Source organism: Vibrio sp. FF145, from assembly GCF_041439075.1.
Lineage (GTDB): Bacteria > Pseudomonadota > Gammaproteobacteria > Enterobacterales > Vibrionaceae > Vibrio > Vibrio tasmaniensis_A.
Genome location: NZ_JBGONH010000027.1, coordinates 1 through 12,204 on the forward strand (window position 1 = coordinate 1; position 12,204 = coordinate 12,204).

The 12,204-nt window shown below is 44.3% G+C and carries 8 protein-coding genes and 1 tRNA gene; 5 read left to right on the forward strand and 4 right to left on the reverse strand.

Going from position 1 to position 12,204, the window contains the following annotated elements; genetic code table 11:
• Positions 1 to 86: 86 nt before the first annotated feature.
• From ACED42_RS11645 to nspC, 4 genes are all read left to right on the forward strand, one after another.
• A tRNA-Gly gene (locus tag ACED42_RS11645) sits at positions 87 to 162 on the forward strand.
• Positions 163 to 1,022: 860 nt separating this feature from the next.
• Complete coding sequence (locus ACED42_RS11650; RefSeq protein ID WP_371702648.1) at positions 1,023 to 3,962, forward strand: pyridoxal phosphate-dependent class III aminotransferase; 2,940 nt, start codon at positions 1,023 to 1,025, stop codon at positions 3,960 to 3,962.
• Between the two features lie 8 nt (positions 3,963 to 3,970).
• Positions 3,971 to 5,224: a carboxynorspermidine synthase gene (locus tag ACED42_RS11655; RefSeq protein ID WP_009848867.1), complete on the forward strand. Its 1,254-nt coding sequence runs from the start codon at positions 3,971 to 3,973 to the stop codon at positions 5,222 to 5,224.
• A 199-nt stretch (positions 5,225 to 5,423) separates the two neighbouring features.
• Complete coding sequence (nspC, locus tag ACED42_RS11660; protein ID WP_135442600.1) at positions 5,424 to 6,563, forward strand: carboxynorspermidine decarboxylase; 1,140 nt, start codon at positions 5,424 to 5,426, stop codon at positions 6,561 to 6,563.
• A 74-nt stretch (positions 6,564 to 6,637) separates the two neighbouring features.
• On the opposite strand, the gene ACED42_RS11665 is transcribed toward nspC, so the two are convergent.
• The 4 genes from ACED42_RS11665 to ACED42_RS11680 form a co-directional block, all read right to left on the reverse strand.
• Positions 6,638 to 7,180, reverse strand: a complete 543-nt coding sequence (locus ACED42_RS11665) for a DUF1566 domain-containing protein (RefSeq protein ID WP_371702650.1) — start codon at positions 7,178 to 7,180, stop codon at positions 6,638 to 6,640.
• Positions 7,180 to 8,802, reverse strand: coding sequence for a DUF1566 domain-containing protein (locus tag ACED42_RS11670; protein ID WP_371702652.1), 1,623 nt, complete (start codon positions 8,800 to 8,802; stop codon positions 7,180 to 7,182). The genes ACED42_RS11665 and ACED42_RS11670 overlap by 1 nt, the downstream gene beginning before the upstream one ends.
• A 192-nt stretch (positions 8,803 to 8,994) precedes the next feature.
• Positions 8,995 to 9,507: a glycine cleavage system protein R gene (locus ACED42_RS11675; RefSeq protein WP_009848853.1), complete on the reverse strand. Its 513-nt coding sequence runs from the start codon at positions 9,505 to 9,507 to the stop codon at positions 8,995 to 8,997.
• A gap of 252 nt (positions 9,508 to 9,759) precedes the next feature.
• A complete protein-coding gene (locus tag ACED42_RS11680; RefSeq protein WP_009848852.1) occupies positions 9,760 to 10,671 on the reverse strand; it encodes a DUF3943 domain-containing protein in 912 nt (303 codons plus the stop codon).
• A gap of 208 nt (positions 10,672 to 10,879) precedes the next feature.
• On the opposite strand from ACED42_RS11680, the gene ACED42_RS11685 reads away from it, so the two are divergent.
• Positions 10,880 to 12,115, forward strand: a complete 1,236-nt coding sequence (locus ACED42_RS11685) for a CinA family nicotinamide mononucleotide deamidase-related protein (protein WP_371702654.1) — start codon at positions 10,880 to 10,882, stop codon at positions 12,113 to 12,115.
• Positions 12,116 to 12,204 lie beyond the last annotated feature (89 nt).

Genomic DNA, 12,204 nt, shown 5'->3' on the forward strand with positions numbered 1-12,204 from the left:
AATCCCTCGGCGTTCGCGCTGTGCCGGTTCAAGTCCGGCCCGGGGCACCATCTATTAAAGTCTACGTCTTAACGGGTGTAGCAAATGCGATACTAGCTCAGTTGGTAGAGCGCAACCTTGCCAAGGTTGAGGTCATCGGTTCGAACCCGATGTATCGCTCCAAATTAAAAAGCCCGAACAGAAATGTTCGGGCTTTTTGGTTTCTGCCGTTCAACATTTTATTACCCCACATTTTTCCTGTTTGACTCCCGTGGTTAGACGGTCGATAAAATATTCAAATTCTCATACCTTTAACTTCGTTTTAAAAGCGAGGTTCCCTATGAACTCGTTCCTCGTACTAGGGAATGACGAAAGGGTGCTGAGATCTCAAAGCCTCACTAGCAACGTTTGTATACCCGCGTCGTCATCCTCGGGCGTGAGGAACGAATGAACCGGGGATCTCCTTACCTAAAGATTAACTTGACGATATTTTCAGCAATTTGTCAGTTACCGCTCCTATTTATCAAGCGATTATTAAAAACTATTGATCGTTCATTTCACTTTATGTTATTTTCCCGCGCAATCTCGGAATGAACAATGTTCAAGAAGAGCAACGATTGCTTCTGGGGGATACGCGTAGTGACCATTCTTGCTGATTGGGACATTACGTAGGGTAGGTATCAGCTAGCCTTTAGCTGATAGACGGGATACTTATGGCGCAATTCGCCATGCTAATGGGAAACCCAACATTGAACACACTAATAACAACATTGCTAATCAGCTCTGCATTTCCAAAAGGGCCAGTTCTTCATAGCTGTCCGATACTGCACAAATGTCCAATTCTTCAAAACAGTAGCATTACTGAACCTTGAGCTCACGCTAACTAGTTTCTGCTGTCCTAAGACGGCCTAATTTCGTATTCGTCATTTGACTTATGCGAGCGTACAGCTATATCTCATTTCTAGACAATACGCGTGTTTCACTATGAACTCTCTCCAAATTTAAAGAGAGCTGGTGGGTATTTGCGTGTTATGGAGGTGAGTATGAACACATTCAAGGGGACTTTTATGACTACCGCCTTTGAAGTCGATATTAATACTATCGCAAATTCATTTTCAACTATGGTTCCTATCGTAGAGGGAACTTACGACCTAACGCCTGACGCTATTTTGCTAGAGCAAGAACAGCATGAGTCGGATGTTCGCTCTTACCCAAGACGCCTACCAATTGCTATTAAACGAGCATGTGGTGTTTTAGTTGAAGATACTCGTGGCCAACTCTTTCTCGATTGCTTAGCTGGTGCAGGTACACTTTCTTTGGGCTACAACCACCCTGAGATTAACCAAGCACTTAAAGACCAACTCGATTCTGGTTTGCCATATCAGACACTTGATATTACGACTCAAGCAAAAGAGACGTTTATCAAGCGAGTAAAAGCTTTTCTCCCTCAAGACTTTTCAACGAACTCGGTTCTTCAATTCTGTGGCCCGTCTGGAGCTGATGCTGTGGAAGCCGCGATCAAGCTAGCCAAGCAAACTACAGGTCGCAACACCATGTTTGCTTTTCGTGGTGCTTACCACGGCATGACTAACGGCACCATGGGCATGATGGGTAACCTTGGCACTAAAGAACGTCGTAGTGGCTTAATGTCTGACGTGCATTTCATGCCTTTCCCGTACAACCTTCGTTGCCCGTTTGGCATTGGTGGTGAAGCGGGTGCTAACGCGAGCATTCGTTACATCGAGCGTATGTTGAATGACGACGAATCTGGCATCATGAAACCTGCCGCGATGATCGTCGAGCCTGTACAAGGTGAGGGCGGTGTGATTCCAGCTCCGGCGTCTTGGCTACAAGGTTTACGTCGCATCTGTGATGAGCATGGCATCCTACTGATTTTTGATGAAATTCAGTGTGGTGTGGGTAAAACGGGTCATCGATTTGCATTTGAAGAGTCAGGCGTTAATCCTGATATCTTATGCTTGTCTAAAGCGATTGGTGGCGGACTGCCTATGTCGCTGCTTGTGTTCGATAAGAGCATTGATACATGGAAAGCGGGTGAGCACACCGGTACATTCCGTGGTAACCAATTAGCAATGGTGTCTGGCGCTAAGGCACTGGAAATCATCGAGCGTGATGGCTTGGTTGAGCACGCAAACATCGCAGGTCAATACTTACGTCACGGGCTTGAGAAGATTCAATCACGCGTTGGCTGTATTGCTGAAGTTCGCGGTAAAGGCTTGATGCTTGGCGCTGAGATCAAGCAACCAAATGGTGATCTTAACAAGTTTGGCGAACCACAATCCGACGGCGAACTAACCTTAGCGATTCAACGAGCAGCATTAGAGCGCGGCTTGATGGTTGAAAAGGGTGGTCGCGATGGTTCCGTAATTCGTTTCCTTCCGCCAATGATTATCTCTTTTGAGCAGATCGACTTTGCACTGCGCGTCATGGAAGAAGCGATCATCGCAGCGGGTGGTGGTTTACAACAAGACCCAGCTTCAAGCGAACAAACTAACCAAGAATGGAACAAGCATTTCATCCAGACAGGTTTAGGCGGTAGCGACGAATTTGCTAGTGTGATGAACCAAACCACTCAAGCAATGAAAGCCGTTTTTGAACAGGTTGAAACCCCTTATTCTGGTTTAGACCCAAAAGTGTTAGAAGCAGCTATCAATGCTGTTGATCTCGATAACAATCAACACGCTTTGGTTGATGTTGTAGATAGCACGGCAGACCTTGTCGCTGCAAACTCCATCTTCGTGCAACATCCAGACTGCATTGCACACCTTCACACTCCTCCTCTTATGGCTTCAGTAGCTGCGGAATCGATTATCGCGGCGTTGAATCAATCAATGGATTCATGGGACCAAGCATCTGCTGCGACTTATGTTGAGCAGCGTGTGGTGGATTGGATGTGCGACAAATACCAACTTGGCGCACAAGCTGATGGTGTTTTCACGAGCGGCGGTACGCAAAGTAACTTAATGGGTTTATTGCTTGCGAGAGACTGGGTTGCAGATAAGCACAATGGTCATTCTATCCAAAAGCTTGGCTTACCAGAATACGCGAGCAAGCTGCGTATCTTATGTTCAAAGAAATCGCACTTCACGGTTCAAAAGTCAGCCTCTCTATTAGGGCTAGGTGAAGCGGCAGTATGCTGTGTTGACACCAATGCAAACGGCACTATCAAGCCTGACTTGCTAGACGCAGAAGTGAAAACACTTAAAGCTCAAGGGTTGATTCCTTTTGCTGTTGTCGGTACGGCGGGCACAACCGATCACGGTGCTATTGATGATCTTGACGCGATTGCTGACATCGCCAACCAACAAGGCCTTTGGTTCCATGTTGACAGTGCTTACGGTGGCGCGCTTATCTTAAGTAGCCACAAAGCTCGTCTGAAAGGTATCGAAAAAGCGGACTCAGTGAGTGTCGACTTCCACAAGTTGTTCTTCCAAACCATCAGCTGTGGCGCTGTGCTGCTGAAAGACAAAGCGAACTTTAAGTACCTACTGCATCACGCAGACTATTTGAATCGCGAACACGATGAGCTACCGAACTTAGTCGATAAGTCTATCGCGACCACCAAGCGTTTCGATGCGTTGAAAGTCTTCATGACGATGCAAAGTGTCGGTCCAAAGCAACTGGGCAATATGTACGACCACCTTCTTGAGCAAGCGCTAGAAGTGGCAGACCTGATTCAAAACCAAGCGGACTTAGAGCTACTCGCGGAGCCTTCACTATCAACAGTGCTGTTCCGATCTAAGCCGTCAGCAAACGGTGAGCTAGATTTAGACAAACTGAATCAAACGCTAAGACTGGAAGCGCTGACTCGTGGCGTTGCGGTATTGGGTGAAACTGTCGTGGATGGTAAGAGCGCACTTAAATTCACTATCTTGAATCCGTGCTTAACGACATCAGATTTCAAATCTTTAATTAACAAAATTCAAACTCTAGCCATTGAGCTAGCAGAACAACAAGGGTAATTAAAACTATGGCTATTCTACAAATTGGTGCAGGCGGCGTTGGTTGGGTTGTTGCACACAAAGCAGCACAAAATAACGAAGTACTGGGTGATATCACAATCGCTTCTCGCACAATCGCGAAGTGTGAAAAAATCATCGAATCTATCAAGGGTAAAAACAACCTTAAAGATTCAACTAAGAAACTAGAAGCACGTTCAGTAGACGCTGACGATGTTGATGCACTTGTTGCTTTGATTAAAGAAGTTAAGCCTGATCTAGTGATCAACGCTGGTCCTCCTTGGGTAAACATGGCGATCATGGAAGCGTGTTACCAATCGAAAGTATCTTACTTAGATACATCGGTTGCGGTTGATCTATGTTCTGAAGGCCAACAAGTACCACAAGCTTATGATTGGCAGTGGGGCTACCGTGAGAAGTTCGCTGAAGCGGGCATCACAGGTATTCTTGGCGCGGGTTTCGATCCAGGTGTGGTATCAATCTTTGCAGCGTACGCGGTTAAGCACCTGTTCGATGAGATTGACTCAATTGACGTAATGGACGTGAATGCTGGCGACCACGGTAAGAAGTTTGCGACAAATTTTGACCCAGAAACCAACATGCTTGAGATCCAAGGCGACTCTTTCTACTGGGAAAATGAAGAGTGGAAGCAAGTACCTTGTCACTCTCGTATGCTTGAGTTTGAATTCCCGAACTGTGGTTCTCACAAAGTTTACTCAATGGCGCACGATGAAGTTCGTTCAATGAAAGAGTTCATCCCAGCTAAGCGTATCGAATTCTGGATGGGCTTTGGTGATGCATACCTGAACTACTTCAACTGCATGCGTGATATCGGTCTTCTTAGCCCTGATCCACTAACGCTACATGACGGTACTGTGGTTCAGCCTCTGCATGTTCTTAAAGCACTACTACCAGACCCAACATCTCTAGCTCCGGGTTACACAGGTTTAACGTGTATCGGTACTTGGGTCCAAGGTAAGAAAGACGGCAAAGAGCGCAGCGTATTCATCTACAATAACGCAGACCACGAAGTGGCTTACGAAGACGTAGAGCACCAAGCAATCTCTTACACTACGGGTGTTCCTGCGATTACTGCTGCACTTCAGTTCTTCCGTGGCGAATGGGCTGATAAAGGCGTGTTTAACATGGAACAGCTAAACCCAGACCCGTTCCTAGCAACGATGCCTGAAATCGGTCTAGATTGGCATGTTCAAGAACTTGATGCAGGCCAAGGTCTTCCTGTGATTCAAGAGCTGAAAAAATAAGAACTGATTTCTTGTTTTGATTGCTAATTAAAGGGGACATGGATTGTTCCCTTTTCGATGATGATAGCCTTGAAGCTTTGGTATCATTTATTTTGATTTTGTAACTCACTGCGCTCGGACAGGACAAAATCAAAATAAATCACACCAAAATTGTTAATTTACCTTTCCATCTATAGATGCTGCTTGAGTGTTTACAAAAATGACGTTTAAGAAAGAAGAACTAAAAACCCCATATTTCATGATCAACGAAGACAAGTTGATTGCGAATCTAGAGAAAGCCAAGCAACTGAAAGAGATTTCAGGTGTGAAATTGGTATTGGCACTGAAGTGTTTTTCGACATGGGGTGTGTTTGACATCATCAAACCTTACCTCGATGGCACGACAAGCTCTGGCCCATACGAAGTCAAGCTTGGCCACGAAACCTTTGGTGGTGAAACGCACGCTTACAGTGTGGGTTACAGCGAAGATGACGTGAGAGAAGTTGCGGATATCTGCGACAAGATGATCTTCAACTCTCAAAGTCAACTTGCTGCTTACCGTCATATTGTTGAAGATAGAGCTTCATTGGGTTTACGTTTAAATCCAGGTGTGAGCTATGCAGGACAAGACTTGGCAAACCCTGCGCGTCAATTCTCGCGTTTGGGCGTGCAAGCTGACCACATCAAACCTGAAATCTTTGATGAGATTAATGGTGTGATGTTCCACATGAACTGCGAGAACAAAGACGTTGATGCATTTATTGGTTTGCTTGATTCAATTTCAGAACAATTTGGTGAACACCTAGATAAGCTAGATTGGGTGAGCATGGGCGGTGGTGTGTTCTTCACATGGCCGGGCTATGACATTGAAAAGCTTGGTCTTGCGCTAAAAGCTTTCTCTGAAAAGCACGGCGTGCAGATGTACCTTGAACCGGGTGAAGCTATTATCACTAAAACAACTGATTTGGTTGTGACTGTGGTTGATATCGTAGAGAACGTGAAGAAAACAGCGATTGTCGATTCAGCAACCGAAGCTCACCGCCTTGATACGCTTATCTACAATGAGCCAGCATCGGTATTAGAAGCCTCTGAAAATGGTAGCCATGGCTATGTGATTGGTTCATGCTCATGTCTTGCTGGCGATCAGTTCTGCGAAGCTAGCTTTGACGAGCCACTTAAGATTGGTCAAAAGCTGCACCTGCTAGACAGTGCAGGTTACACCATGGTGAAACTGAACTGGTTCAATGGCCTAAAAATGCCATCGATCTATTGCGATCGCAGCAATGGCGAAGTTCAGAAGCTAAATGAATTTGGCTATGAAGACTTCAAACGATCATTATCACAATGGTCGGTTAAGTAACTGAATTGTATCTTCATATAAATAAAAAGAGCAGCGATTGAGCTGCTCTTTTTTATTTCCAGTTTCGAACAAAACTAGTTAAATGGTTTAACTAATCTAATAAGAGGGGAAGGAAAGTTACTTGGAACGGTAATCGTTTCCAGAGCGTCTTCGAAATCAATGATCAAACCATCATAGGCACTATTAATTTTGTGTGCGTCTGGCGTGTTCGTCCAGTAAGGTTCATTGGTTGTTGTTGGGAAATAGGTCAGGTTAATTGCAGGTTTAGTACAGCGATACTCTACGATTGAACTCAGCTCTTTGATATTTGGCAAGCGAAAGCCCGTTTGACTCGCAATGGTAGTTAGGCTTGTATCTTTAGTTGCATTGAGTGCATCTTGCCAGCTTTTGTATTTCAGCGCTGTTCCTTCACATTTATCTTGTGCCGAATTGTAGCTTTCACCTACGTTACATTTAGACCAAAGTAAATTGGTGGTAACGTCCAGTAATGTACCATCTTTACGGTCAATAAACTGCCCGTCTTTGATCGATGCTGGCTGCGTCGTTACACATGTTTGTGCGAATACGTTACCGCATAGTAAGGCGGTCAGTGCTCCTAAGCATATATGGAATTTCATTAATCTAAACCTCCGCTCACAGCGACAATACCTGCTGAGCCAAAAATGTTTTTGTTACAAAGCTTGAGCTCTCCTGTAGCTGTATCAACGCATCGCACGCTACCATTTTGTTTTACTGAGCTTGTTTTTGTAAAAATCTTGCTCCCTAAGTGAGGGAAGAAGTTCACGCTAGTTGATGGCTTGTTACCCACATTAAAGCTTATAAATGAGCGTGCCTCAGCAGGAGAAGGCAGACGCCAATCGGTAATACCACAGATGGCATAACTGTTTAGGGCATTAATATAGCTACTGGTATTGCAATAGCGGTTACCTGACTTGTCATCAGGGTAAGCGCATTTAGAAGATATTGGTCCTTCGTTATAGAGTAGGTCGTTAGGCGCACCGGCATAACCGCCATTGGTGGTCGCATCGGAGTCATACCAAGTGTAGGTGTATGAAGCACTTCGCCAAGAGCTTGATTCATCTACCCAAGGGTAAGGGTTTGCGTTCGCATCTAGCTTGTGTTTTTTCACCCAATCTTCGATGACACCTGTCGAAGGCAGTGCTTTAGCTGCTTGTTTATTCTCGATGTATAGCCCAGTGCGTCCATCTTTTACACAACGCCAACTCGACGCTGATGAGCTGACAGGGTTAGAATTCGCATCGATCTTGGTGTAGCGGAAGCCATATTCCCCATCAGCGTGTTCAATTCCATCTGTTTTATCTAAACCAAAATCGGCATCTTGATTAGGGTGCGAGGCTGGTGGAGTGACACTGTCGTAGTCTGTACCATCGAAATAGGTCACATAACCCGTATCGTTGAAGCTTTTTTGGCCGGGAATATAGAACGAAAGAGAATTGTTCTTAGCATCGATAGCCGCGTTTCCTGCACTAGCTATGGTATAGATGACGGATTCTCCGCCTTCATTGAAACTGTCGGTAATCGCAGAAAATTTGATGTTTGTTGATAGTGTTTCTGCGGGTATCTTGATACTTGAACCAGCGATATCAACACTGAAGTCTTTAGCGGTGGCGATGCCCGTTTGAGCGAGTGTCAGCGTAACATCTTTAGAAGTGTAGTGGCTTAGTTCCACTTTTTGAATAACGCTATCGCCCTCTACAACGGTACTTAAGTCTTTGCTAAACCGGACAGTTGGCTGAGCGTCACTATCATTAATGGTTACTTCGGTTTGCTTGTTGGTCAGAGTGTAATTTGCACTGTTATCCACACTAATGGTGTAGTGAAAGGTCTTGTTCCCTTCGTAAAGATTATTATGGGTAAGATTCAAAGGAAGAGCTGCACTAGTTGCACCCGCCGAAACCTTGACGTTTTGGCTAGAGATAGCATCGTAGCTTTTAAACATACCAGTAGAGCGTGTTGTGATATCGCTGGTGACGATAGTTAGAGTGAGCTCTTGGCTTAAGGCTTTGGAAAAAGAAACTGTAATTGACTCTGTCTTCGACCCTGATTGTGGTTCAGAAAATGAAACACTTTTCGGGATGCTAACGTTAATTTGTGATGATGACGAAGTAGACGTTGTTTTACCATTATTCTCATGACCGCTTTTACAGCCACTGAATAGTGTTATGAGAAGGATTACTGAGATGGTATTGAGCTGCCAACTCGACGTGTTTCTTTCCATGTTTGAACCTAAATCATTAAATTGTATAAGATAATCTATGGTAACAAAAATATTATACGAATGCCTGAATTCATATGGTTAAGTTATGCATTTCGAATGTTTCCATATGGTTTTTTGTAGGTTATGTAAGAGGAGGGGGCTGTCTGGAGGGGAGCCCCCCAATGATGAATTTATCATCAGGAGGCTAGCTTGTTAGCTTTCAATCATCACTCGAGTATCTTCACTGAGCGTTTCTAATTCATTCACTACGTCATCAATCAAAACTTCGATTGGTAGCTTAACGGCAATCTTGGAAGTAAATAAGCTTGAGCTAACACCACCGCCGCCAGCGATGAAGACTCGGTGGCAATCCATATCAAGAATGCTGATCCCTTGTCTGTCTAGTACATGTGTCACTTCGTTGACGATACCCGCTCTGTCGTTAGAGTCGAGTCGTAAGTGATGTATTGTGTCTTGTGCGTTGTGAGTGTGGTCTGAATCAACAAACTGCACGATCAAGTCAGCATTGGCACTGAAAGCATCCTTAACAATTGATTCGTTGATGGCAGGAAGTTGAATCTTTAATACGCCTGCAACTTGATCTTCAATAAAGTTAACTTTACTGATGAGCCATTTCCCGTCGTTTTCGTGAGTAACCGCAGCAAGTTGCTTGATTGTTGCTGGTGATGCTTGTCCGATAAAGTTTACGATAAATGTACTGTTCATATCAGCCCCCAAAGTCTCAATTGTTCGTTGCTAATTAAATGATTGATATCACGCGATAAAGTTCTTTAATTTCAGTGTAGAAGGTTACATCGAACAATGTTTGACCTGTGTCAATTTTTGAAACTAAGCTGTGATGCAAAAAAAGAGAATGAAGAGTAGGGCACAAAAAAAGCGGCTAGAGAGCCGCTTTTAGAAGAGTTGTCGCATTTATTTGAAATGCAGTAACATAGAGTTCAGAGACTGGAAGTCGATTTAAAACGTTACTTTAAAGTTCATACCAACAAACTGAGAGTCGTATGTTGCCCCTGCATCGTAAGCGAATCGGGCTGCGTCTTTGTTATCCCACCAAGGGTTAGTATTCAGATTAACTTCTGCGTCACCACCCCATGCATCACTTACCCAGTAGTGGATATGGCCAACAGGGTTGAGGAAGAATAATGAAACATCACCCATGGTTTGAGAGCCCATCACTTCGCCACCTGAAGCAACAATGTCTTGCTCTGCTTCTAGCATCATTTCACCGACAACAGCCCCAAAGAATGGTGTAATAAATATATCTTGCCATGACGGTACTTCAGCAAACGCTTCTACGCCGTATTCCCAGAAAAATGTCGACATTGTCCAAGAGTATAAGAAAGACTCAAACTCGTCATAACCAGCATGTCGAGCTGCGGTGTAGTAAACACCACCGAAATACGGATGCATTACGTAGTTTAGGAAGTGTTCATCACGGTCCCATACTGGGCCTTCAGAAACGTTATCTTTCCATTTTTTACCTAGTGCACTGATATCACGCTGGTCATCATCCCACTTAGTGATGCTTTCAGGTAAAAGCGTCATGAGGCCAACGGTTGCGACACTTAAACCAAGAATGGTATAAGTTTGGCCCATGAGGTAATCCCAATCTTTGCCATCGCTAACGGTAAGGTAGAGTGGTTGTTTTTCGATCGTTAAATCATATTGGTCGCTTGTTTCGCTTAGCGCATAATTGTTACTAGGCTTATAGGTGTACAAGCTTTCATTAACACAGTAATCTTGAGCGCATTCATCCGAATAAGAAAGGTTGATTGGTTGGTCGAAGTCGTATTGGCTTGCAACCGAGTTAACTGACATTAGCATTGTAAATGCAGCAGTAACCTTCGTTAGTAACGGTGATTTGGCCACAAGGGTCTCCATGAGAAGTTAATAATTGATCTGAGTCACAATTATCTATTAAATGCTGAGTTTAGGGAACTAATAATTTATTGCTTTTCCTAAGAAAACCTTAGATTAAGCATTAGTAATATTTGTGAAAAGGTGAATGACTCAAACTCAACCTTAGACTAGTTTGTAAATAATGCCGTGTCTTTTAATGGCCACAAGGGATATAAATATGACGAAAATCGCAATGTTAAGCACTGGTGAAGAAGTTCTTCATGGGGACATTGTCGACACAAACGCAGCTTGGATGTCTGCTGAGTTTTATCAGCACGGCTTTGCTTTGGCAAAGCGTTCAACTGTGGGCGACCAAATGAACGCTCTGATTGAAGAACTGCTGATGCTGAGCTTCAACTATGATGTGGTTATCGTCAATGGTGGTTTGGGGCCGACAACTGATGATATGAGTGCGGCCGCTGCGGCTGCGGCCTCAGATCAAAAGCTTGTCATGTTCCCTGAGTGGCTGACTCGTATGGAAGAGATGTTCTCTGGACGTGGCATGCCGATGCCTGACAGTAACCTTAAGCAAGCTTTATTGCCCGCGAGTTCAGAGATTGTTGATAATCCTGTGGGTACGGCTTGCGGCTTCAAGCTGAAAATCAACGATGCGACTTTCTATTTTACTCCTGGTGTACCGAGTGAATTCAAACGTATGGTGACGTTTGAGATTCTTCCTGACTTGTCGCGTACCTACCCTCAAGTGGTTGCCTCTGAATGCAGTCGATTGTTTACGTTTGGTTTGTCTGAGTCGGGTATCTCGGATGTGTTAGACCAGCTTAAGCTTCCAGCAGGCTATGAACTTGGCTACCGCTCTTATCTGCCTTTTATTGAGGTCAAACTGTTTGGTCCTAAGGCAGACTTAGAAATTCGCGTTAAGCTTCTGCAAATGGTTTACAAGCTGCTAGAGAGTAATGTCGTGAGCGTTGATGAGCCAATGATTGACCATATTGGACACATCATGGCGGAAAAAAAGAAGACGTTATCTGTATCTGAAGTGTCGACCAAAGGCGCCCTATCAGCGTGGCTGCAATTGAATGAGCAGGTTGAAGACTGCTTTGGTCATTCATGGGTCATGGCTGAGCCAAAAGAGAGCCAACTTGAAAAGAGTGATCCATTAGCCGCAACCTTTGCACTGGCTGGCGCTACAAGAGAGAAGTGCGGTACAGAACTGGCTTTGGTTACTGGTAAGTTAGAAGACAACACATTTAGCGTCGCATTGTCTACTGAAGCAGGAGAGTGGGGACAGGTGCTTGAGTTTTATCGTCAGTACTCACGCGAAGACCAACGCAACGTGATTAAGACCGTTGCCGCCGATATGCTGAGAAGGCATCTAGACAACAAACCGATGTTTGGTACTTACTCTTCGGTTAAGCGATTGAAAGACATGTTTATTCCTAAAGCGGTACTATAAACCAAGTTAACGCTATAAAGTCCAAGTTAAAGCTATAAAGCTATAAAGCTATATATGTAATAAATCATATACATCAACAAAGCCGTGTT

What these genes read in the sequence shown, in the direction of transcription:
- nspC (WP_135442600.1), top strand. Translation starts at nt 5,424, where the DNA reads ATGACGTTTAAGAAAGAAGAACTAAAAACCCCATATTTCATGATCAAC.
- ACED42_RS11675 (WP_009848853.1), bottom strand. Translation starts at nt 9,507, where the DNA reads ATGAACAGTACATTTATCGTAAACTTTATCGGACAAGCATCACCAGCA.
- ACED42_RS11670 (WP_371702652.1), bottom strand. Translation starts at nt 8,802, where the DNA reads ATGGAAAGAAACACGTCGAGTTGGCAGCTCAATACCATCTCAGTAATC.
- ACED42_RS11685 (WP_371702654.1), top strand. Translation starts at nt 10,880, where the DNA reads ATGACGAAAATCGCAATGTTAAGCACTGGTGAAGAAGTTCTTCATGGG.
- ACED42_RS11655 (WP_009848867.1), top strand. Translation starts at nt 3,971, where the DNA reads ATGGCTATTCTACAAATTGGTGCAGGCGGCGTTGGTTGGGTTGTTGCA.
- ACED42_RS11665 (WP_371702650.1), bottom strand. Translation starts at nt 7,180, where the DNA reads ATGAAATTCCATATATGCTTAGGAGCACTGACCGCCTTACTATGCGGT.
- ACED42_RS11650 (WP_371702648.1), top strand. Translation starts at nt 1,023, where the DNA reads ATGAACACATTCAAGGGGACTTTTATGACTACCGCCTTTGAAGTCGAT.